Origin of the sequence: Pseudomonas sp. IT-93MI4 (genome assembly GCF_949767635.1) — a bacterium.
Lineage (GTDB): Bacteria > Pseudomonadota > Gammaproteobacteria > Pseudomonadales > Pseudomonadaceae > Aquipseudomonas > Aquipseudomonas putida_A.
The window spans coordinates 239,490-260,814 of record NZ_CATKPP010000044.1; the positions used below are offsets into that span (position 1 = coordinate 239,490).

Here is a 21,325-nt window from a genome sequence, read left to right on the forward strand (position 1 = left end):
CACCACAATAAATGTTCCGGGCGACTATTTGATCAACCGGCCCAGCCCATCCAGCAACCGCTGCAACGCACCCTGATTACGCCGCATCACCGCCAGCCCCGCCTCGGCCATGCGCTGGGCATCGCGCGGCAATTCGAACAGACGCTGCACTTCCACCGCCAGCCCTTCGGCATCATCCACTTCGGCCAGCGCACCGGCCTCGCGCAACTGCGCGGCGATGTCGAGGAAGTTGAACAGATGCGGGCCGCTGAGCACCGGTTTTGCCAGTGCCGCCGGCTCCAGCAGATTGTGCCCGCCGTTGGGCACCAGGCTGCCGCCGACGAAAGCACTGTCAGCCAGCGCGTAGAGAAACAGCAGCTCGCCCATGGTGTCGCCGAGCAGCACTGAAGTGTCCGCTTCGACGTTGGCACCGGTGGAACGGCGCACCGTGGCAAAGCCTTCACGCTGGCACAACTCGAACACCGAGTTGAAGCGCTCGGGATGGCGCGGCACCAGAATCAGCAGCGCATTCGGGTAGTTCGCCAACAGCCGGCGATGGGCGTCGAGCACCACTTCGTCTTCGCCTTCGTGGGTACTCGCAGCGATCCACACCGGGCGCTCCAGCGCCTGCCATTGGCCGCGCAACTCATGGGCGCGCTGCAGCAGTTGCGGGTCGATGGTCAGGTCGAACTTGATCGAGCCAGTGACCTCGACCGTCTGCGGACGCGCGCCGAGATCGCGGAAGCGCTGGGCTTCGGCCTCGGTCTGCACCGCGAAAAAACTCATTTCAGCGAGCATCGGCGCGGTCAGCTTGCTGAAGCGGCCATAGCCTCGGGCCGAGCGCTCGGACAATCGCCCGTTGGCCAGCGCCACCGGAATCCCACGCTTGGCGCACTGATGGATGTGGTTGGGCCAGAGTTCGGTTTCCATGATCACCGCCAGTTTCGGTTTGGCGTGATCAAGAAAACGCGCCGCTGCGCACGGCAAGTCGTAGGGCAGATAACAATGCTGGATGCGCGGTTCGCCGGCGAACAACGCCTGAATCCGTTCCGATCCGGTCGGCGTCATGCAGGTCACGGTGATCGGCAGCTGTGGATAACGCTGCAGCAAGGCGCGAATCATCGGCGCGGCGGCAATGCTTTCGCCCACAGACACCGCGTGCACCCAGATCCCGCCGGGTTGCAGTCGCGGCATCCCGTAAGAGAAGCGCTCACCAATCCGCTTGGCATACGCCGGGGCCTTGCGCGAGCGCAGCCACAGCCGAATCGCCACCAATGGCAGCCCCAGGTAAAACAGCGCGGTGTAGAGAGTTCTATTCATGGCGGCGGAGTTTATCGACTTTTGTCGCCAATCGCCCGCAAGTGCACGGCAAAACGTTCGGCCAGCCAGCGCGCAGCCGGGCCGAGGGGTTCATCCCGGCGCCAGACCAGCTCCACCACCAGCGCCGGCGGGGTCCATTCGCTGTCCAGTTCAACCATCAGGCCCTGATAAGCCGAATACTGCACCACATGCCGGGGCAGCCAGGCCCACCCCAGATCCCGCACCAACCATTCGGCCATCACGTAGAAACTGTCAGCGCGCCAGACTTGCGGGCTAGCCGGTTCGTTGCCGGGGTAGACGCTGGTTTGCGTCGACATCAGCAATTGCCGATGCTGTGCCAGTTGCTGGCAGGTGACATAGGACTGCGTTGCCAGCGGATGATTGATGCCGCAGACGGTGACCATTTCTACCCGGCCCAGTACCCGTCGTTCCAACGCTTCGGGGATTTCATCGTGATAGAACAGCAGGCCCAGATCGGCGCGACGCTCGACCAGTTTGCGTGCGACTTCACCTTGAGCGGCGCTGGTCAGTTGCACTTCGAGGCTGGGAAATTGCTCGGCCAGCGCATCGAAGCTTTCCACCAGTGCCTGATACGGCATGGCTTCATCCTGAGCCACCCGAAGCTGCGCTTCCTGACCGCGCATCATCGCCATCGCCCGACCATTGAGGCGCTCGCATTGGCGCAGCACTTCCCGGGCTTCTTCGAGCAAGGCTTCGCCCGCTTCGGTGAGCCTGGGTGAGCGACCACTGCTACGCTCGAACAGGCTGACGCCCAAATCGTCCTCCAGCATGGCAATCGCACTGCTGATCGCCGACTGCGCCTTGCGTTGCTGGCGCGCCACGGCAGAAAACGAGCGCTGTTCGGCGACGCTGACGAAGGCGCGCAATTGTTCCAGATTCCACAGGGTATTCATGCTGCAGCCCATCTTAAAAACAGATAGGTAATGACTTTACCCCATCTGGCGAGCGACTAGAATGCCGCCTCAGCAAGCAACGTTTTACATGAGGATCTACACATGAACGCCTACGCCTTTCTGGCCATCGCCATTTGCGCCGAAGTGATCGCCACCGTTTCGATGAAAGCGGTCAAAGGCTTGAGCACCCCGCTGCCGCTGATTCTGGTGATCGTCGGCTACGGGATCGCCTTCTGGATGCTGACGCTGGTGGTGCGCACTGTGCCGGTGGGAGTCGCCTACGCCGTGTGGGCGGGCATGGGCATCGTCATGGTCAGCGTCGCAGCGCTGTTCATTTATGGGCAGAAGCTGGACGTGCCGGCGATGCTCGGAATGGCGCTGATCGTGCTCGGCGTGGTGGTCATCCAGCTGTTCTCCAAGACTGCCGGGCACTGATTTGCAGTAACGCAAATCCCCTGTGGGAGCGGGCTTGCTCGCGAAGGCGGTGTGGCAACAACATTTCTGTTAACTGACACACCGCATTCGCGAGCAGGCCCGCTCCCACATTTGGTTTTGCATCTGCCCTGTTGATCATCGACAAATCCCGCTCTTTCCCGAGTCTGTATACTGCGCCCTCGTCTTGAACACTGAGGTCGTTGCATGCCATCCGTTATTTCCACCGACGTTCTGATTGTCGGCGCTGGTGTCGCCGGCCTCTGGCTGAACGCGCGTCTGCGCCGTCAGGGTTTTTCGACCGTGCTGGTGGAAAGTGCCAGCCTCGGTGGCGGGCAGAGTGTGAAGTCCCAGGGCATCATTCACGGCGGCGCCAAATATGCGTTGCACGGTGCGCTGACCGGCGCCTCGGAAGCCATCGCCGACATGCCGCGCCGCTGGCGTGAAGCGCTGGCCGGCAACGGCGAGCTGGACCTGTCCGGCGTGCGCCTGTTGTCCGAAGCGCATTACCTGTGGTCGCCCGGCACCCTCGCCGGCAACCTCACCAGTTTCTTCGCCAGCAAAGCCGTGCGTGGCCGGGTCGATCAGGTCAAGGGCGATCAACTGCCGCCGGCCCTGCAAGACAAGCGCTTCAAGGGCAAGGTCTATCGCCTCGCCGAACTGGTGGTTGACGTGCCGAGCCTGATCCAGCGCCTGGCCGATCTGGCCGGTGACGGCCTGCTCGCCGGGCAAACCATCGAGCCGCTGCTGGAAGCCGGTGTGCTGGTCGGCCTGAAGGTCGACGGTCGCGAAATCCACGCCCAACGCATCGTCCTCAGTGCCGGCGCCGGCACTGCCCGATTGCTGGAAGACCTGGGCCTGACCCATCCGCAGATGCAACGCCGACCGCTGCACATGATCATCGCCAAAGGCCCAAGCCTGAAGCCGCTGTACGCTCACTGCCTGGGCGGCGGCACCAAGCCGCGCATCACCGTCACCACCCACCCGGCCGCTGACGGCAACTGGGTCTGGTACCTGGGCGGCGACATTGCCGAAAGCGATGGCGTGGCCCGCGAACCTGCCGAGCAGATCGCCACCGCGCAGAAAGAGCTCGGCCAGTTGCTGCCATGGATCGATCTGAGCCAGGTGCAATGGGCGACCTTGCGCGTGGATCGTGCCGAGCCGCTGCAAACCGGCCTGAGCCGTCCGGACAACGCCTTCCTCGCCGAGGAGGGTCGCCTGCTGGTGGGCTGGCCGACCAAACTCGCACTGGCGCCGGACTTCGCCGACCGGGTCATCGCTGCGCTGGAGCGCGACGGCATTCAGCCACAAGCCGCCGAACCTTTGCCGGCGTTGCCAAAACCACCGATGGGCGTTCCAGCCTGGGAGCAACTGCTGCCATGACTATCGCGAACCTGCACGACCTCCACCGCCCACTGGGCAGCACCGGCCTGACGGTCTCGCCGCTGGGCCTGGGCACGGTCAAACTGGGCCGCGACCAAGGGGTGAAATACCCCAACGGTTTTCAGATTCCCGATGACGATGCCGCGCGCATGCTGCTCAGGCAGGCACGCGAATTGGGCATCAACCTGATCGACACCGCCCCGGCCTACGGTCGCAGCGAAGAACGCCTCGGCCCGTTGTTGCGCGGCCAGCGGCAGGACTGGGTAATCGTCAGCAAGGTCGGTGAAGAGTTTGCCGACGGCCTGTCGCGCCATGACTTCAGTGCGGCGCATACGCGGATGTCGGTCGAGCGTAGCCTGCAACGTCTTGAAACCGATTTTATCGACCTGGTGCTGGTGCACTCCGACGGCAACGATCTGGCCATCCTCGAACACGAAGAGGTCTACGCCACCCTCGCCGCACTCAAGGCCGAGGGCAAGATTCGCGGTTTCGGCTTCTCCGGCAAAACGGTCGAGGGCGGACTCAAGGCGCTGGAGCAAGGGGACTGCGCGATGGTCACCTACAATCTGAACGAACAGAACGAGAAGGCAGTCATTGACTATGCTGCTGCCCACGGCAAAGCCATTCTGGTGAAAAAAGCCCTGGCCAGCGGCCATGTATGCCTGAGTCCGGGCGTGGATCCGGTGCGCGCCAGCTTCGAGTTGTTGTTCCAGCAGCCCGGCGTGGCCAGTGCTATTGTCGGGACGATCAATCCGCTGCACCTCGCCCATAACGTTGCGACCGTTGCCCAGGTCCTCCGTGGTCACTGACGCCGCCCCGCGGCCTTAAGCAGGAGCCGACATGCCGCGCACGCTCATCAGAAAGAACCCGAGCAACTTCAAGACGCTGCCGCTGTTCGTCGAGGCCACGCCCGAAGGCCTGACGTATCAGAGCGTCGGCATGCCGCTGAATTTCGCCCAGACCCTGCAGCGGCGCAAACCGGTGAGCGTGGCGGATGCCGAGCGTTTTGCGGTGGAACTGGCCAACCTTGGGGTCTCGGTGCGCCTGACGCTGCACTGGCAGAATCGCGATTACTGGGTGCTGGTGCGCCAGCGTCGGCAGGATCGCGGGGACGTCGTGCTCAAGCTGATTTCCGGTTACGTGCCTGCTCAAGAACTGAACATCCCGCTGCACACGGCGATTCAGGAAATTGCCGAAGAGTGCCTGCTGGAAACCCCGGAAGGCTGGCTCGGCGGACGCTTCAACGACACCTGGCTACCCGCCCCCTACGCCTCCGCCCTGCATTATCGCGAGGCCCTGCCGTTTCGCCTGACGCCGCAGTCCGGCTCGGCGCGGCCGGTGCGCTGCGCCAATCTGCAATTGCTCGAACGACCACGGGCCTACGTGCATCTGCCGACCGCATCGCTGCAACTGATCTACGACTTGCGCCTGGACGTGCCCAAGGAAGCCAAATCCCTGAGTCTGTTTCACGTCGATGAACGCCTGGAAGGTGATCAACTGGTGGCGCGACTGGACCGCAAGCGCCCGGATTTGTACCTGATGCCGTTGCAGGACGGCGAACCGCTGGCCGAACTGTATACCTTGAAGAAAGGTCAGCTGTCTCCGGCGGGCACGCGCGGTCTGTATCTGGCCGAAAGCTTTGCCAGACAGGATGGCTGGCTGGTGCGTGACGAGCGGATTCGCTGGAAGGACTGGTTACGCCAACAAGGCCTGACCCCGCCGGAGAAACCCACGGGACTGGCGCGGTTGCGCGGCAAGGCCAGGCAATTGCTGAAGAAGATCGTGCCACGCAAGAAAGTCAGTTCCTGAAAAGCAAAAGATCGCCGCCTGCGGCAGCTCCTACAGGGAAACGCATTCCAATGTAGGCGCTGTCGCAGGCGGCGATCTTTTTAGCTTGAATCAGTTACCGCGGATTTTCTCCACGATCGCAGTGGTCGAGCTGTTTTCCACCAGACCCAGCACTTTCACCGTGCCGCCGTAAGCCTTGACGATATCGGCACCAACAACCTGGTCGATACCGTAATCACCGCCCTTGACCAGCACATCCGGCTTGACCTCGCGCAGCAGGTTTTCCGGGGTGCCTTCCGGGAAACTGATCACCCAGTCCACCGCACCGAGGCCGGCGAGTACCGCCATGCGTCGGTCGACACTGTTGATCGGACGTCCCGGCCCCTTCAGGCGGCTGACGGAGGCGTCATCATTGATCGCCACGATCAGACGGTCGCCCTGGGCGCGCGCCTGCTCGAGGTAGGTCACGTGCCCGGCATGCAGAATGTCGAAGCAGCCGTTGGTGAAGACGATGCGCTCGTTATGCGCACGGGCATCGGCCACTGCCAGCACCAGCTGTTCCAGACCTAGCACCCCACGCTCCGAACCTTCTTCACGCTGAATCGCGCGGCGCAGTTCCGGGGCGCTGATCGCCGCAGTACCGAGTTTGCCGACCACGATGCCCGCCGCCAGATTGGCCAGCGCCACCGCGTGCGGCAGTTCTTCACCGGCAGCGATCGCCGCCGCCAGGGTGGAAATCACCGTGTCGCCAGCACCGGTCACGTCGAACACTTCACGGGCACGGGCCGGCAAATGCAGCGCCGGATGCTCCGGACGCAACAGGGTCATGCCGTGTTCACCACGGGTGACCAGCAGCGCGCCGAGCTCGAGATCGTGCATCAGGGTCGCGCCCTTGCTCACCAGCTCGTGTTCATCGGCGCAACCGCCAACGATGGCCTCGAACTCACTGAGGTTCGGCGTGATCAGGCTCGCACCACGGTAGATCGAAAAATCCTTGCCCTTGGGATCGGCCAGCACCGGAATGCCTTTGGCACGGGCCGCCTGAATCAGGGCCTGATGGTTTTTCAGCGCGCCTTTGCCGTAGTCCGACAGCACCAGCACCTTGATGCCTTCGAGCAGATCATCGACCTGCGAGGCCAGGGCCAGCGCATCGGTGGCAAACGGTTCTTCAAAGTCGATACGCAGCAACTGCTGGTGCCGGCTCATGACCCGCAGTTTGACGATGGTCGGCTGATGCGCAATGCGCTGGAACAGGGCACGCACGCCCGCGCCCTTGAGACTGTTGCTCAGGCTGTCGGCGGCTTCGTCGTCGCCGGTCACACCGACCAGTGACGCCGGCGCGCCCAGCGCGGCAATGTTCAAGGCAACGTTGGCAGCACCGCCCGGGCGGTCTTCGATTTGCTCGACTTTTACGACCGGTACCGGTGCCTCAGGGGAAATCCGTGAGGTTCCACCATGCCAGTAACGGTCGAGCATGACATCGCCGACCACCAAGACTGGGGCTTGATCGAATCGCGGCATGGACAACTTCATGGAGCAACCCACATACAAAATGAACAGGGGCGCGATATTAACACAGGGTTGGCGCAGGCTTGCGTGCAGCCTGCAACAGGATGAAACAGTCCGTTACTTTGCTCATTTTTTGAGCACCAGTGCCGCCAGTTGTCCACAGGCTTCGGACAATTCCAGCGCCTCGGTGTCGATTTGCCACTCGGCTGCCAATGGCGCTTCGTAAGGACTGTCCACGCCCGTAAAGTGCGTGATCCGGCCTTCCCGTACGGCTTGATACAGACCTTTCGGATCGCGACGGGCGCAGACTTCCAACGAAGTGCTGACGTGCACTTCAATGAACTCATCCTGGGCAAACAGCCTGCGCGCGGCGTCGCGTTCGGCGCGGAACGGCGAAATGGCCGCAACGATCACAATCAGCCCGGCGTCGACCATCAACCGCGCCACCTCGGCCATACGCCGGATGTTTTCCCGGCGGCAGAGATCGCTCATGCCCAGGTCGCGGCACAGGCCATTGCGCACATTGTCGCCATCGAGCAAAAAGGTGTGCAGACCCGACGCATGCAGGTGCAGTTCGAGGGCATTGGCCAGGGTTGACTTGCCGGCGCCGGAAAATCCGGTCAACCACAGGCAGAGTGGGTGTTGTGCCTTGAGCGCTGCCCGGGCCTGGTGCGAGAGCGCCAGACCGTAAGGCCGAATGGCGAGCGTCTGTAGCGGCAGTGACAGGGACTCATTCATACCCGAGCAACTCGTAATCACGCTGATAAACCCGACGTACCAGACGCCGGGTGCGCACCGAACAGAACTCGCGCGCCGGCATCGATTGCCGTTCCCGCGAGCCGTTGACGTGAGGCAACTCGCCAGTCAGCCCCAACTGTTCGCAAACCAGACGAAAATCCCGCGTCAGGTGTTCCTGATAACCGATGAAGTCCAGCGCCAGATGCCCCAGCGAGTCCGTCAGAAAGTCGGTCTGCGCGGCAAAGTGCAATTGCCGGGCAATCGTTTCCGGATGCAGCCAGCGCGCGACAAAAGCGTCGAAATCCCGGTACTGCCGCACCAGCCGTTGCGCCATATGGTCACGCGCGCTCAACTCGTTGCCACGCAAAAAGGCGTAGGCCGAATAGGCGCGTTCCAGCGGGTCGCGAACAAAAGCGAACTTGAAGGCGTTGGCGAACTGCTCGGGAAACTGCTCTTCATACCAATACAGCGGCAAGTGCCCGGGTCGCCAGCCGTCGAACAGCGCCGTGCAAACGCTGCTGCCGGCGCATTTCGGAACATGGATAAACAGGCAGGAGCGCTGCTGGAAGGCCTGAGGAAACGTCAGGTTGGCCGACATCGACTTGTTCACCACCTGCCGATCGACCACCGACAGGCGCCCGAGCAGAAAAGCCCGCTGTGGCTTGGGCAGCAGTTTCCAGAGATAGCGTTGCAGCATGAAAGCACCCGCGCGACGGGGATGGCCCCCTCGATGGAAGTCAGAGTTCGTTGAGGAACCTTAACAAGCGCGGTGCCCGGATTTATTCCGGTTTGGTCAAGAAGGGTAAAGGTCTGGATACAAACGACGGTGGGAGCGAGCAGGCTCGCTCCCACAGGACAGGGCCTGGAATCAGGCGATATCTTCGGCCGGGGCATCGAGGCCCATGGCGTTGAGGCGCGCGTAGTAACCATTTTGCGCCAACAACTGGTCGTGGGTGCCGCGCTCGACGATGCGCCCCTGATCCATGACCAGAATCAGGTCGGCCTTCTCGATGGTCGACAGACGGTGAGCGATTACCAGCGTGGTACGCCCCTTCATCACCTGATCCAGTGCCGCCTGAATGTGCCGTTCGGACTCGGTGTCGAGTGCCGAGGTGGCCTCGTCGAGAATCAGCAGCGGCGCGTTCTTCAGCAACGCACGGGCAATCGCCAGACGCTGGCGCTGGCCACCGGAAAGCAAGACGCCGTTCTCGCCGACCTGAGTGTCCAGGCCTTGCGGCAACTGCGAAATGAAGTCCATCGCGTAGGCATCACGCGCGGCTTTTTCAATGTCTTCACGCGGCGCACCGGCCAGATCGCCATAAGCGATGTTGTTGGCCACGGTGTCGCTGAACAGAGTGACGTGCTGAGTCACCTGAGCGATGTGACGACGCAGGTTGAGCAGTTTGTACTGTTCGACTTCCACATCGTCGATGAGGATTTCGCCCTTGTCGTGGTGATAGAAACGCGGAATCAGGTTGGCCAGCGTCGACTTGCCGCTGCCCGAACGCCCGACCAGTGCGACCATCTGCCCTGGCTGGACCGAGAAACTGATGTCGTCCAGCACCTGGCGTTCGGTGCCAGGGTAGGTGAAGCTGAGGTTGCGCACGTCCAGACGGCCACTCACCGCATCGCGCTCGACGGTGCCGGTATCGACTTCCGGCTCGACGTCCAGTTGCTCGAAAATGCTCTCGGCACCGGCCACGCCTTTCTGAATGGTCGAGCTGACTTCGGACAATTGACGGATCGGCTTGGGCAGCAGGCCCGCCAGCGTGATGTAGGCGACCATGTCACCGGCCGAGGCGTCACCGCGCAGGTACAGCACCAGGAACATCAGCACGGCCATGGCGGTGTAGATCACCAGTTGCAGCATCGGCGTGTAGATCGCGCCGGTACGGGTCATGCGCAGTTGCTTGTCGGTGTTGCCTTGGCTGGCATCGAGGAAGCGCTTTTCTTCATAGGCCTCGCCGCCGAAGCTGCGAACCACGCGATAACCCTGGATGGTTTCCGAGGCCACATGCGTGACATCGCCCATCGCCAGCTGGATCTTCTTGCTCTGCTTGCGGAATTTCTTGCTGGCGGTGCGCACCATTACGGCGATCAGCGGCAGGATCGCCACCATCACCAGGGTCAGCTTCCAGTTCATGAACAACAGCGAGGCAAACAGGAAGATCACCGTCATGCCTTCACGGATTACGACCTTGATCGCATCTGTTGCCGCCCCCGTGACCATCGTCACGTTGAAGGTGATACGCGAAATCAGATGACCGGAGTTATGCTTGTCGAAATAGCGGTTAGGCAGCACCAACAGGTTGTTGAACAACTGCACACGCAAGTCATGCACCAGCCCGAGAGAAACCTTGGCCAGGAAATAGTTGCCCAGATAGGAGCCCAGCCCCTGCCACGCGGCGATCAGGATGATCAACAGCGGTACGGCCTGCAGCAGCTGCAGGTCTCGCAGATAGGGCACGGAGGGAAACAGCACCGCTTCAGGGTTGGACAGGCCATCGACAAAGTACTTGAGGATGTAGCCAAGCATCGGTTGCGTCGAGGCGAAAATCAGAAAGCCGACGATGCTGATCAGGAACAGACTGATGTACGGCCGGACATAGCCGAGCAGGCGGAAGTAGATTTTCAAGCTCGATGGGCTTGCGGCGGGACTGGAATCGGTCATATCACGCGAAAGTCGATAAAAAGGACGCTGACTTTAGCACAGCTTCTTCAGGGTTCTGGCAATCGGCGAAAGGCTGTTATTGTTATGCACCTCTTCTGCACCAAATAGCCATCACTCGAATGGTCGATCAACCTCAGGAATGAATCTCACAGCATGCAACTTCGCGGCTTCAGCAGTACGTCCAATCGGATTTTCGATTTCATTAGCCTGTGGATTCTTCCCACCGGTTTTTTCCTGCTCCTGTGCGCGCTGTTCTTTTTGCCGGGTCGAAGTCTGCATCACAAGTTGTTCTATGGCCTGTTCAGCATTCCGACACTGATCGCGCTGTGCCTGCGCCCTCGCGAACTCAAGGAGCTGCTGCGCGAGCCGATTTTCATCGCGGCCCTGCTGTTCGCCGCCTGGGCGTTGCTCAGCCTCGCCTGGGGGCCGGGCGGGGAGCCGCTCGGCGGAATGTTCAAGCCGCCACTGCATACCTTGCTGCTGTTTGCCGGCTGCTACCTGCTGGTGCGCTACCGCAGCGACATCCTGCAACCCTTGCTGTTCGGCGCCGCGTTGGTCGCGCTGATTGCCACGACCATTTTCCTGTTCATGTTCGCCCGGGTTTATGAGCCGGGCATGCGCCTGATCGGCGGTGGTGCCTTCGATAACCCGTTGCTCAGCTCGCACCTGTTCGGCTTCTTCAGCGCCTACTGGCTGAGCGTGACCATGACCTGCAAACGTCGCCAGATGATGTGGCTCAGCTTGCCGGCGATGGCAATCATGTTCATGGCCGTGATCGGCACCGGTTCCCGGACGCCGTTGGTGGCACTGACCATGGCGGCGCTGTGGCTGTGTTTCATCTGCTGGAACAAGCGCTCGGTGGGGTTACTGATCGCGCTGGTCATGAGCGGCGTAGCAGTCATTACGCAGTTTTCGCAGATGATCACCGAACGTGGCGACTCCTATCGTCTGGAAATCTGGCAGAAGGTACTGCACATGATTGCCGATCATCCATGGATCGGTCATGGCTACAGCGCCAGCCTTGCCATAGACCCCGGTAACGGCATCAGCTTTCAGGAGCCGCACAGCTTTATCCTGGGTGTGCTGTATTACGTCGGCATCATCGGCTTGCTGCCCTGGCTGTTCTTCCTGCTGTGGGGCCTGCTGAGCAGTTGGCGCCAGCGTGTGCAGCCACTGCTGATCATTGCCTCGACCTGGCTGGTATTCGGTATTGGCGCCGGGCTGACCGAAGGCGGCGGAATAATCTCGCGGCCCAAGGAGCACTGGTTCCTGTTGTGGATCCCGCTGGCACTGATCGCAGCGTTGAGCATCAATCAACGCGCGCGGCGCCTGTTGACCCAGCCGGTGCAAAAGCTTGCGACCGCTGATCTGGAGCACATGAGCAGCACGGCCCAGATCATTGAAGAAGATGGCCTCGGCCCGAAAGTCCTGCGCCTGACCGACGGCAGTTTCCTCAAGCTGTTCCGCCGTCGCCGCTGGTACACCTCCGGCAGCTTCAATCCCTACTCCGAACGTTTCGCGGTCAACAGCGAACAACTGCGTCAGATGGGCATCCCGACCCCGCAAATATTGAACCTGTACCGTCTCGACGATGGCAGCAGCGCTGTGCATTACGCGCCGTTGCCGGGGCACACGCTGCGTCAGGTGCTGCAGAGCATTACCGCTCCGGCGGTGCGCCAGGCGCTGGTGGAGCGCTTTGGCAAATTCATGGCGCAACTGCACGAGAAAGGCGTTTATTTCCGCTCGCTGCACCTGGGCAACGTACTGGTACTGGAAGACGGCGAGTTCGGCTTGATCGATCTGGCCGACCTGCGCATCTACCCTACCCCGCTCAGTCTTTCCCTGCGCCAACGCAATTTACGTCATATGCAACGTTACACTGTCGACAAACGCTGGCTGTTCGAGGATCACCTCGATGCGTTGCTCCAGGGATACGCCATGACGGCGTCTAAATCCGCGGTTGAAAATCTGCACAGGCAAGTGCTGGCCGGCAACACCCCGGCTCGGGTTCATTGATGATCGAAACCAATCCGCTTATCGCGCTGGCAGCCTATCTGCTGGCCATCGTCACTTCCGCCCTGCTGGTGCGCGCGGTGCCGAAAATCGCTCGGCACCTGCAGCATTCCGGCGAAAGTCGATATGCCAGCATCGACGGCCTGCGTGGCTATCTGGCGTTTGGTGTGTTCGTGCACCACTCGATCATCACCTGGATTTTCCTGCGCACCGGGGTGATCGACTTTCCGCCGAGCAACTTCTATTCGATGCTCGGTCAGGGCAGCGTCGCGCTGTTCTTCATGATCACCGGTTTTCTGTTCTGGAGCCGCCTGCTCGCGCAGGGACGCAACCATGACTGGCTGGCGTTCGGCGTGTCACGGGTATTTCGCCTGTATCCGCTTTATCTGCCACTGATGCTGCTGGTGTTCGTCTCGATCTTCCACTTGCAGGGCTGGCAAATGAAGGAGCCTGGCCTGGAGCTGTTCAAACAGATCCTCGCCTGGCTGACGTTCGACCGCCCGGACATCAACCAGTACCGCCACTCCGGCATGCTGATATCCAACGTCACCTGGACGCTGGCCTATGAGGTGTTTTTCTACATGGCGCTGCCATTGGCCGGGCTGGTGTTCATCTACCGCGGCAGCTGGTTGCAGGTGGTGCTGTGCCTGATCGGCATCTACACGCTGTACCAGGTCATCGGCTGGGAACATTCGCTGAAGAAACACTTTCTGGCGAGCTTCCTCGGTGGCATCGCCGCCGCCTACTGGATTCGCCGACCGGCGCTCGTGGCATGGAGCCAGTCACGCCTGGCGAGCATCATCGCCGTGCTCGCGCTGGTGATTGCGTTCACCGCGTTCAGTCGGGCATTCAAGACTGCACCGCTGTTTCTGCTGGGACTGTTTTTCGTGATCGTCGCGTCCGGCAATAATCTGTTCGGCGCGCTGAAACCACGCAGCATTCGCTGGCTCGGCGAAATCAGCTACAGCACCTATCTGCTGCACGGGTTCGTTCTATGGCTGATGGTGCAACGGCTGCCGCTGCTGCTGAATATCGATGCGCGGGAAACGGCGGTGTACCTGCCCCTGGTGGCCGTCTGCACCTGCTTGCTGATTCTGATCAGCAGCGTGACGTTCCTCTATATCGAGCAGCCGGGCATGACTGCTGGCAAGAAGGTTGTGCATTGGCTGCGCCAGCGTCAGAAGGGCGAAAAGCGCCTGCCGGAGAAGGTCGCTCGCTGAGCGCGGGCGACCGCGGCCTCAGTCCTTTTCCAGCGGGGAAAAGAGTAAACGCCCCAGTCCGCGCCAGGTCTTCTTGTTCCAGGCCTTGAACGGGATCTGCGCCAGCAACTCCCTTGCCAGCTTGCGATTGCGGTTGGCGGTCTTGAGGAACATCGAGTTCAGCGCCTTGAAGCGCACTTCGTCGTACAGCGGATGATCGCTGAACAGCGCATAGGTGCGCAGGATGTTCTCGATCATGAAGCGATGATTCTTGTACGAGTTGGTGGCGTGCTTGCGGTAGCGCGCCATCACCACGTTCAAACCGTCGATGAAGTAGCCAGACCGGGTCACCTTGAGCTCAATGTACAGGTCTTCAAGACGAATCGTCGGATCGAACCCTCCCACCTTTTCCAGCGCCTCACGACGGATCATCAACGTCGGTGCTGGCGGATACGGCTTGCGTTCAAGAAACATGTCGTCGAAATCGAGGCGGCGAAACGGCACGTCGCGGCGCTGACGTTTCTCTGGATACAGGCTGCCGTCGGCGTGCATCAGCTCGATATTGCCGGCACAGATCCCGACTTCAGGCTTGCCGTCCATGTACGCCACCTGGGTGGCAATACGTTCGGGGTACATGATGTCGTCGGAGCCGAATGGCACAATCAGGCTGCCCTTCGAACGCGCGATAGCGCCGTTGAGGGTATTGGTCAGGCCCTGATTCTGCTGCACACGGAAATCGAAACCGTACTGCGCCTGCAACGCGCTGATGCGCTCGACGCTGTCGTCCTTCGAACCGTCGTCGACCACCAGCAACTCGATGTTCTTGTAGCTCTGGTTGAGGACACTGAGGATGCTTTCCTCGATGTACGGGCCGTGGTTGTACGAGGCGATGATCACGGTGACGAGGGCGTTGGCTTCGTTCATGACTCTTTCTTCGCTCACGGTTTTCTCTTCGCTCACGGCTGTTCCTTGCGGGCCTGCTCCAGGCCAGAGTCGATCAGGTCCAGGTATTCCTGACGGAACACCTCGATGTCGTGCTGTTCCTGCAGATAACGGTAGGCCTGTTCGCCCTTGGCCTTGAGCTCGTCGTCCGACAGCGCCAGATAGTTATCCAGCGCGGCGACCAGACTCGGCACGTCCTTGGGCGTGATCGCCAGACCACCGGCACCTTCGATCAGCGGCAACATCGCCGGCACGTTCGAAGCGATCACCGGCAAATGGCCGCTCATGCCTTCGAGCAAGGCCAGACCCAGGCCTTCGGCCAGCGACGGCATGGTCCAGATGTCGAACGCACGCACGTATTGCAGAGCGTTTTCCTTGAAACCCAGCAGGTGCGCGCGACCGCTCAGGCCCAGTTGCTCGATCTCCGCAGCCAGCGGTGCCTGCAAGCGCCCGGCACCGATGATTGCCAGTTGGGTGTTCGGGTATTTGTCTTTCAGCGCGGCAAAGGCTTGCAGCAGATAGGTGTGGCCCTTGACCGACACCAGCCGCCCCAGTGCGCCAATCAAGCGCACATTCGGGTCGAGGCCCAACAGCTCGCGAGCTTTTTCGCGGCTGTGCTGCAGGCCCTCGGCCTGCACGATGTCTATGGCATTGGTGATGGCGTAGGTGTTCTGGTCGGTAAAGCCGCAATCGCAATCGAGCAGGTACTGTTTGACCGCGGGTGACACGCCAACGAAGCGCCAGTGCCGATCGATCAGACGCTGAGTCTGACGACGCCGGTAAAAGCGATCATACTCGCCGAAACCGTGGGAGATGCCAATGCACAGCGGCACCTTCAACCAGCGGTTGAGCGCGAGCATCATGTTCACCGGTTTGAAGCGGTTGCAGATCACCACGTCGAACTTTTCCCGGCGGCAGAACTTGTACAACTGCCACATCGCCCGCAGGCGCATGCCCTTGAGCGACTTGTCGGAAAACTCGAAGTACACCGAATGGTCGGCCCGGCTTACCGGCTCGCCCGGGCCCGGTTTGCCGCGCAGGAAAGCCGCGGTGATCTCATAGCGATCGCTCGGCAGCGCCTTGACGATCTGCTCGGCGAGGTCGGCAAAGTCATGGGCTTTGACGTTGTAGTCGGGTTGCAGCTGCAACACCTTGAACCGTTGACTCATGACTCTCCCCGCTGGACGCCTGTCTCACCGTGCTTCAGTAGCCAGAACAACTCCTGGCGCCTGACTGCTTTTCGAAAAAATTCGTTTTCGCCGTACACCGACCCAGCCCGCCCGGCGAGCACACGCTGGATAACCCGGCGCAGGCGACGCTTGAACGGTGCCGGCGGCTGCAGGTCATGCATCATGCCCAGCGCCATGGCCTTGTCCCGTTGCAGCTCGATGGACAGCGGCAGGCACAAAGGCTGCATCGGCACCGCCGAATCGAAGGCCGGCGGCAAGGCAATGCCCTGCCCGGTGTTGCCCATCGGCCAGCGGTCGTTGTCGTGCAAGTGGTTGGCGTAACCGAGCAGCGTCGGCTGCCAGTCGAGACCCTGGAGCGCCTGCAAAACAGCTTGCTGGGCGCAGATATGGTCAGGGTGCGGATCGAGAGTCGGGTGCGGCAGCACGATCACCTCAGGACGCGCGCGCAACAGCACTTCACGCAAGTCGGCCAGCAGGTTGTTCCAGGTCGGCGCACCATCGACATCGCCCGGCAGAGTGAACGGATTCAACTGGCGAAACAGTCGCGTGTCGTTCAGGTCGGCTTCGCGCGAGCCCACCGCCTGATTCGGCGCGGCCTGCATCGCCGCCAGTTGCAGGCAAAAGTAACCGAGTTGCACGCAGTGTTCCTGCGGCACACCGGCCCAACGCGGCACGGCGAGGCTGTCCCAGGCACGCAGACGGCCCTTGAGCCGCGCGGCCTCGACCTTGTTCATGCCCATCTGTTGATAGTATTCGGCTTCGATCTCACCCGCGGTCAGGGTGACGATCCAGGCTTCATCGGCCTGACTGTACAAGCCATAGGCGGCCAGCTCGGCATCGTCGGCGTGCGGGGCGATCACCATCACCCGCTGACGTCGGTAGTCTGGTTGCTCCAGCGCCCACAGCACCGGCTCGCCAAAGACCCGGCAAAAGCGCCCGCGCAAGCGCAACTGACCTTGCGCCAAGGCTTGCGCCTGACCGCTGAGGTTCAGGTAACGCAGGCCATTGACCCCGCGCTCGAAGGTTTGTGCATCAGGATGCGTCCCGCCGAGCAGTTCCACGCGCGGATCGAGAAAACGTCCCAGCCAAGTGCTTTTGACCTTTACCACGAGGATCAACGTCGCTTCGTCGACCAGCATCACACCCTCGTCCAGGCGCAATTGCTCGCCGCTCAAATGCACCTTCGGCTGCGGTGTGAACGGCGGAAAGCTGTACTGGTAATCGTCTTTCGGCGAATAGAACAGGTGATCGGCAAACCACGCTTCATGGGCGACCCAGCCAACCACCGCGAGCACCAGCGGCAACCACCACGCGACCAGCACACCGAGCGCGATCAACACGCTCAGGGCGATCAGCAAGGTAATGCGTTTATTGCGACGATGACGCTTGAGCAGTTGCTGTTTGCGGCTCATGGGCTGACTCATACGGTGAACACCGGCACAGGATTGCACCAGCGATCCTTGTATTCACGGTCGGCGCGACCGAAGGAAAACCGCAGCGGCTTGTTCAGGGCGCGCGCGTGTTCCCAGGCGCTTTGCGTATTGAGGAAGCTCAACACGCTGCCGGGGCTGAATTCGCGGGTTTCGGGATCGACGCCGCCGTTGATGTACTCGACGCTGATCCACTCCGGCGCTTCGACGCGGTACACCAGTTGAATGGCGATCGGCGCATCGTTGAGAAAAATCACCGAGCCAATCAGCAGTTCGCGCAGCAGCTCGATGACTTCGGCCATGCGCGCCGCGCCGGTGGCCGGGAAGCCCCAGCGGCGCTGGAACAGATCACAGTAGATCGCCGCCAGTTCGGCACTGGAGAACTCGGCAACCGGACGCACCACGCCACCCGCCTCCTCCAGCAGGCGCAGTTCGCGGCGCTGGTTGTAGCGGAACTTCTTCGACAGTTCTTCGGGGGTGCGGGCCATGGCCAGTTGTTCGGTCTGCAACTTGAGGCCGCTGAAGCGGTTTTCGTTGAGCGCCGACAGATAGCGTGCGCGATGGCGCAGGGGTGCCTGGGCATCGACCGCGGCCGGCAGGATCAGCTCGGCATTGCCGAGGTCGAACAGGCCTTTCTTGCCGTTGCGCTTAAGCACGTCCTTGGACAGGGCCAAGTCGCGGCCCCAGGTCGGGATTGCCGCTTTGACTTCACCGTCCTGCTCCCAGGCCAGATAGCGCACCGGGATGCCGGCCAGATCAGCCAGACGTTCGACTACCAAAGGATGCGTCGCGACGCTGCCGCCAAAACGCTGCCAGGCGCTGGCATAGGTGGAGGCGTCAACGGGCGACCAGCCACGTTCGCGCCAGCCTTGAAATCGGTTGAGCATCAGCCCCTCGGTGCCAGATCGGTAACTTGCGGCAGACGCCAGAAGGTGTCGCGCACCGCACGGTCGGAGAAACGCTCACGCAGGCGATCGAGCATCAGCTCGGCGCACTGCCGGCGCTGCTGATCATCCATACCGGCCAAATGTTGCAGGCCTTGTGCAAGGTGTTCGGCATCGCCCAGCGGGAACAGAATCCCTACACCTTCGACCACTTCCTTGGCCCCGCCACAGGCAGTGGCGAGCAAAGGCACGTCGGCCGCCATGGCCTCCAGCAGCACCATGCCGAACGGTTCGTGATCGGAGCTCAGGGCAAACACATCGAAGGCGCGGAAGTAATTGCGCGCGTCCGGCACCTGACCGAGAAACAACACCCGATCACCGATGCCCAGTTCGCGCGCCAGCTCCTTGAGGTCCTGTTCCAGACGGCCCTTGCCGAGAATCACCAGCTGACTGTTGCCCGGCAGTCCGGGTAACGCCGCGGCGAAGCCGTGCAGCAAGGTGGCCTGATCCTTGTCCGGGTGCAGCCGTCCGACGTTGCCGACAATGAACGCATCCGCCGCCAGACCGAGGGTCTCGCGGGCCTCGCGGGCCGACACCTGACTGGCCTGCAAGGCCGGCACATCGATGCGGTTGTACAAGGTCTGGATGCGGGTCGACGGCCATTTCGGCAGGCAGCGCCGCATGTCGTCGCGTACCGCGTCGGACACACCGAGCAGGCTCAGACGCTTGCGGAAAATATGCGCGAACAGCTTGCGCGTGCCACGTTTGTAATCGTCAAACGCATGGTGCACGCCAATCACCGGCAGCGACGTGCCGAGCAAGGCGATGTAGATCGGCTTGAAGCGATGGGCGATGCAGAAACTGAAATTGCGTGAAGCGGCGATCTTGCGCAGATCACCGATGGCGCCCAGCTTCAGGCCACGAATGGCCTTGGAGCTGTATTCCATGAACAACACTTCATCGGAAGCACACGCTGCGGCCACCTCGCTATCGGCGGCCCCGGTCAGAAAGACCGTGGTCACCCGATAACCGGTGCCCGCGAACAGGCTGGCGTACTGCCGTGCGCAGTCGAGGAACGGCCCGTCATAGCCGTGACAGAACTGCAGCACATGGCGTTCAGCCGAGCGAGTCATAAGCGTTTGCACCCTCTTTGACCACCAGAATGTCTTCCATGATCAGGTACTGCAGATCGGAGCCGAAGAACATGTTCAGGGCGTCGGTCGGCGAGCAGATCATCGGTTCACCACGACGGTTCAGCGAGGTGTTCAGCGACACGCCGTTGCCGGTGAGGTTTTCCAGCGCCTTCATCATGTCGTAGTAACGCGGGTTGTATTCGCGCTTCAGCACCTGGGCACGGGAAGTGCCGTCTTCGTGGACGACTTCCGGCACGCGGGTCTTCCACTCTTCCGCCACTTCGAAGGTGAAGGTCATGAACGGCGCCGGGTGATCGATCTTGATCATCTGCGGTGCAACGGTATCGAGCATCGACGGGCAGAAAGGCCTCCAACGCTCGCGGAACTTGATCTGGTGGTTGATGCGGTCAGCCACACCGGCCACGCTCGGGCAACCGATGATCGAACGACCACCGAGTGCACGCGGACCGAACTCCATGCGGCCCTGGAACCAGGCCACCGGGTTGCCATCGACCATGATTTTGGCGATCTGCTCCGGCATGTTGTCGAGCTTGCGCCAGGTCGGCTTGTTCTCGTGACGGGCGCACGCGGCAATCACGTCTTCGTTGCTGTACGACGGGCCGAGGTAGACGTGTTCCATCTTCTCGACCGGCACGCCACGGGCGTGGGACACATAGGCTGCTGCGCCGACCGCGGTACCAGCATCGCCGGACGCAGGCTGGACGAACAGTTCCTTGATGTCATCGCGGGCGATGATTTTCTGGTTCAGCTTGACGTTCAACGCGCAGCCACCGGCGAAGGCCAGCTTGCCGGTTTCCTTGAGCACGTCGCCCAGGTAGTAGTCGATCATCTGCAGCGCCAGTTTCTCGAACAGCGCTTGCATGCTGGCGGCGTAGTGGATGTACGGCTCGTCGGCGATGTCGCCTTCACGCTTCGGACCCAGCCACTCGATCAGCTTCGGCGAGAAGTAGAAGCCTTTGCCCTTCTCTTTGTAACGACGCAAGCCGATCACGTTGGCGTAGTCGGTGTTGATCACCAGCTCGCCGTTCTCGAACGAGGCCAGACGCGAGAAATCATATTTGCTGGCATCGCCGTACGGCGCCATGCCCATGACCTTGAACTCACCGTCGAGCATCTCGAAACCGAGGAACTCGGTGATCGCGCCGTACAGGCCGCCGAGGGAGTCCGGATCGAAGAATTCCTTGATCTTGTGGATCTTGCCGTTTTCGCCATAACCGAAGAAGGTCGTGGCGTACTCGCCCTTGCCGTCGATGCCGAGGATCGCGGTTTTCTCTTTGAAACCCGAGCAGTGGTAGGCGCTGGAGGCGTGAGCGAGGTGGTGCTCGACCGGCTCGATCTTGATCTTCTTCGGATCAAAACCCAGTTGCTCCAGGCACCAGACGATCTTGTTGCGATAGCGCTTGTAGCGACGGTTGCCCATCAGGATCGCATCGAGGGCGCGATCTGGTGCGTACCAGTAACGCTTGGCATAGTGCCAGCGGGCCTTGCCGAACAGGCTGATCGGGGCGAACGGAATCGCCACCACGTCAACGTCGGACGGCTTGATACCGGCCTGTTCCAGGCAGAACTTCGCCGATTCGTAGGGCATGCGGTTCTTTGCATGCTTATCGCGGACGAAGCGCTCTTCTTCAGCCGCCGCCACCAGCTTGCCGTCGATGTACAAGGCGGCTGAAGGGTCATGGCTAAGGGCGCCGGACAGGCCAAGAATCGTCAATGCCACAGGGTCTAGCCTCTTTAGTCTGCATTCAGGCGCGATGCGCCTTGAAAATTGATGTGCCC

18 protein-coding genes are annotated in these 21,325 nt (G+C 61.4%); 6 read left to right on the top strand and 12 right to left on the bottom strand.

Annotated features, from left to right (window positions below):
* Nucleotides 1–24: 24 nt before the first annotated feature.
* Both waaA and ACM6I7_RS17945 read right to left on the bottom strand, forming a co-directional pair.
* A complete protein-coding gene (gene waaA, locus ACM6I7_RS17940; protein ID WP_097087091.1) occupies nucleotides 25–1,299 on the bottom strand; it encodes a lipid IV(A) 3-deoxy-D-manno-octulosonic acid transferase in 1,275 nt (424 codons plus the stop codon).
* Between the two features lie 11 nt (nucleotides 1,300–1,310).
* Nucleotides 1,311–2,213: a LysR family transcriptional regulator gene (locus ACM6I7_RS17945; RefSeq protein ID WP_096794744.1), complete on the bottom strand. Its 903-nt coding sequence runs from the start codon at nucleotides 2,211–2,213 to the stop codon at nucleotides 1,311–1,313.
* Nucleotides 2,214–2,315: 102 nt separating this feature from the next.
* On the opposite strand from ACM6I7_RS17945, the gene ACM6I7_RS17950 reads away from it, so the two are divergent.
* From ACM6I7_RS17950 to ACM6I7_RS17965, 4 genes are all read left to right on the top strand, one after another.
* Nucleotides 2,316–2,648: a DMT family transporter gene (locus ACM6I7_RS17950; protein ID WP_003221050.1), complete on the top strand. Its 333-nt coding sequence runs from the start codon at nucleotides 2,316–2,318 to the stop codon at nucleotides 2,646–2,648.
* A gap of 204 nt (nucleotides 2,649–2,852) precedes the next feature.
* The gene (locus ACM6I7_RS17955; RefSeq protein WP_115988345.1) at nucleotides 2,853–4,028 is read left to right on the top strand and encodes an FAD-dependent oxidoreductase; all 1,176 of its coding nucleotides are present in this window, start codon (nucleotides 2,853–2,855) and stop codon (nucleotides 4,026–4,028) included.
* A complete protein-coding gene (locus ACM6I7_RS17960) occupies nucleotides 4,025–4,837 on the top strand; it encodes an aldo/keto reductase (RefSeq protein WP_202369964.1) in 813 nt (270 codons plus the stop codon). The genes ACM6I7_RS17955 and ACM6I7_RS17960 overlap by 4 nt, the downstream gene beginning before the upstream one ends.
* A gap of 31 nt (nucleotides 4,838–4,868) precedes the next feature.
* Nucleotides 4,869–5,837, top strand: coding sequence for a hypothetical protein (locus tag ACM6I7_RS17965; RefSeq protein ID WP_027611383.1), 969 nt, complete (start codon nucleotides 4,869–4,871; stop codon nucleotides 5,835–5,837).
* Between the two features lie 90 nt (nucleotides 5,838–5,927).
* Here ACM6I7_RS17965 and hldE read toward each other — a convergent pair whose 3' ends face one another.
* The 4 genes from hldE to msbA form a co-directional block, all read right to left on the bottom strand.
* The gene (gene hldE / locus ACM6I7_RS17970; protein WP_003221042.1) at nucleotides 5,928–7,349 is read right to left on the bottom strand and encodes a bifunctional D-glycero-beta-D-manno-heptose-7-phosphate kinase/D-glycero-beta-D-manno-heptose 1-phosphate adenylyltransferase HldE; all 1,422 of its coding nucleotides are present in this window, start codon (nucleotides 7,347–7,349) and stop codon (nucleotides 5,928–5,930) included.
* Nucleotides 7,350–7,451: 102 nt separating this feature from the next.
* Nucleotides 7,452–8,063, bottom strand: a complete 612-nt coding sequence (cysC, locus tag ACM6I7_RS17975) for an adenylyl-sulfate kinase (protein ID WP_414888969.1) — start codon at nucleotides 8,061–8,063, stop codon at nucleotides 7,452–7,454.
* Nucleotides 8,056–8,760 carry a sulfotransferase family 2 domain-containing protein gene (locus ACM6I7_RS17980; RefSeq protein WP_027611380.1) on the bottom strand — a complete coding sequence of 235 codons (705 nt, stop codon included), beginning with the start codon at nucleotides 8,758–8,760 and terminating at the stop codon, nucleotides 8,056–8,058. Before ACM6I7_RS17980 ends, cysC begins: the two co-directional genes overlap by 8 nt.
* 171 nt (nucleotides 8,761–8,931) lie before the next feature.
* On the bottom strand, nucleotides 8,932–10,734 hold the full coding sequence (msbA, locus tag ACM6I7_RS17985) for a lipid A export permease/ATP-binding protein MsbA (RefSeq protein ID WP_027611379.1): 1,803 nt from the start codon (nucleotides 10,732–10,734) through the stop codon (nucleotides 8,932–8,934).
* Nucleotides 10,735–10,887: 153 nt separating this feature from the next.
* Here msbA and ACM6I7_RS17990 point away from each other — a divergent pair, with 153 nt between their 5' ends.
* Together ACM6I7_RS17990 and ACM6I7_RS17995 are read left to right on the top strand one after the other, a co-directional pair.
* On the top strand, nucleotides 10,888–12,750 hold the full coding sequence (locus ACM6I7_RS17990) for an O-antigen ligase family protein (RefSeq protein ID WP_414888970.1): 1,863 nt from the start codon (nucleotides 10,888–10,890) through the stop codon (nucleotides 12,748–12,750).
* Nucleotides 12,750–13,967: an acyltransferase family protein gene (locus tag ACM6I7_RS17995; protein ID WP_414888971.1), complete on the top strand. Its 1,218-nt coding sequence runs from the start codon at nucleotides 12,750–12,752 to the stop codon at nucleotides 13,965–13,967. Before ACM6I7_RS17990 ends, ACM6I7_RS17995 begins: the two co-directional genes overlap by 1 nt.
* 18 nt (nucleotides 13,968–13,985) lie before the next feature.
* On the opposite strand, the gene ACM6I7_RS18000 is transcribed toward ACM6I7_RS17995, so the two are convergent.
* Genes ACM6I7_RS18000 through ACM6I7_RS18025 form a run of 6 tightly spaced genes read right to left on the bottom strand, consistent with a single transcriptional unit; the run spans nucleotide 13,986 to nucleotide 21,266 of the window.
* On the bottom strand, nucleotides 13,986–14,870 hold the full coding sequence (locus tag ACM6I7_RS18000) for a glycosyltransferase (protein ID WP_414889038.1): 885 nt from the start codon (nucleotides 14,868–14,870) through the stop codon (nucleotides 13,986–13,988).
* A 32-nt stretch (nucleotides 14,871–14,902) separates the two neighbouring features.
* The gene (locus ACM6I7_RS18005; RefSeq protein ID WP_414888972.1) at nucleotides 14,903–16,057 is read right to left on the bottom strand and encodes a glycosyltransferase family 4 protein; all 1,155 of its coding nucleotides are present in this window, start codon (nucleotides 16,055–16,057) and stop codon (nucleotides 14,903–14,905) included.
* Nucleotides 16,054–17,490: a PIG-L deacetylase family protein gene (locus ACM6I7_RS18010; RefSeq protein WP_414888973.1), complete on the bottom strand. Its 1,437-nt coding sequence runs from the start codon at nucleotides 17,488–17,490 to the stop codon at nucleotides 16,054–16,056. The genes ACM6I7_RS18005 and ACM6I7_RS18010 overlap by 4 nt, the downstream gene beginning before the upstream one ends.
* A gap of 8 nt (nucleotides 17,491–17,498) precedes the next feature.
* Entirely contained in the window at nucleotides 17,499–18,395 is an 897-nt protein-coding gene (locus tag ACM6I7_RS18015) for an antimicrobial resistance protein Mig-14 (protein WP_096794735.1), read from the bottom strand.
* Nucleotides 18,395–19,525, bottom strand: a complete 1,131-nt coding sequence (locus ACM6I7_RS18020; protein ID WP_414888974.1) for a glycosyltransferase — start codon at nucleotides 19,523–19,525, stop codon at nucleotides 18,395–18,397. Before ACM6I7_RS18020 ends, ACM6I7_RS18015 begins: the two co-directional genes overlap by 1 nt.
* Complete coding sequence (locus ACM6I7_RS18025) at nucleotides 19,509–21,266, bottom strand: carbamoyltransferase (protein ID WP_007967355.1); 1,758 nt, start codon at nucleotides 21,264–21,266, stop codon at nucleotides 19,509–19,511. The genes ACM6I7_RS18020 and ACM6I7_RS18025 overlap by 17 nt, the downstream gene beginning before the upstream one ends.
* Between the last annotated feature and the right edge of the window lie 59 nt (nucleotides 21,267–21,325).

Coding starts and splice junctions, on each gene's coding strand:
- msbA (WP_027611379.1), bottom strand. CDS start 10,734: ATGACCGATTCCAGTCCCGCCGCAAGCCCATCGAGCTTGAAAATCTAC.
- ACM6I7_RS17950 (WP_003221050.1), top strand. CDS start 2,316: ATGAACGCCTACGCCTTTCTGGCCATCGCCATTTGCGCCGAAGTGATC.
- ACM6I7_RS17945 (WP_096794744.1), bottom strand. CDS start 2,213: ATGAATACCCTGTGGAATCTGGAACAATTGCGCGCCTTCGTCAGCGTC.
- ACM6I7_RS18010 (WP_414888973.1), bottom strand. CDS start 17,490: ATGAGCCGCAAACAGCAACTGCTCAAGCGTCATCGTCGCAATAAACGC.
- cysC (WP_414888969.1), bottom strand. CDS start 8,063: ATGAATGAGTCCCTGTCACTGCCGCTACAGACGCTCGCCATTCGGCCT.
- hldE (WP_003221042.1), bottom strand. CDS start 7,349: ATGAAGTTGTCCATGCCGCGATTCGATCAAGCCCCAGTCTTGGTGGTC.
- ACM6I7_RS18000 (WP_414889038.1), bottom strand. CDS start 14,870: ATGAACGAAGCCAACGCCCTCGTCACCGTGATCATCGCCTCGTACAAC.
- waaA (WP_097087091.1), bottom strand. CDS start 1,299: ATGAATAGAACTCTCTACACCGCGCTGTTTTACCTGGGGCTGCCATTG.
- ACM6I7_RS18015 (WP_096794735.1), bottom strand. CDS start 18,395: ATGCTCAACCGATTTCAAGGCTGGCGCGAACGTGGCTGGTCGCCCGTT.
- ACM6I7_RS17995 (WP_414888971.1), top strand. CDS start 12,750: ATGATCGAAACCAATCCGCTTATCGCGCTGGCAGCCTATCTGCTGGCC.
- ACM6I7_RS17980 (WP_027611380.1), bottom strand. CDS start 8,760: ATGCTGCAACGCTATCTCTGGAAACTGCTGCCCAAGCCACAGCGGGCT.
- ACM6I7_RS18005 (WP_414888972.1), bottom strand. CDS start 16,057: ATGAGTCAACGGTTCAAGGTGTTGCAGCTGCAACCCGACTACAACGTC.
- ACM6I7_RS17965 (WP_027611383.1), top strand. CDS start 4,869: ATGCCGCGCACGCTCATCAGAAAGAACCCGAGCAACTTCAAGACGCTG.
- ACM6I7_RS17955 (WP_115988345.1), top strand. CDS start 2,853: ATGCCATCCGTTATTTCCACCGACGTTCTGATTGTCGGCGCTGGTGTC.
- ACM6I7_RS17990 (WP_414888970.1), top strand. CDS start 10,888: ATGCAACTTCGCGGCTTCAGCAGTACGTCCAATCGGATTTTCGATTTC.
- ACM6I7_RS18020 (WP_414888974.1), bottom strand. CDS start 19,525: ATGACTCGCTCGGCTGAACGCCATGTGCTGCAGTTCTGTCACGGCTAT.
- ACM6I7_RS17960 (WP_202369964.1), top strand. CDS start 4,025: ATGACTATCGCGAACCTGCACGACCTCCACCGCCCACTGGGCAGCACC.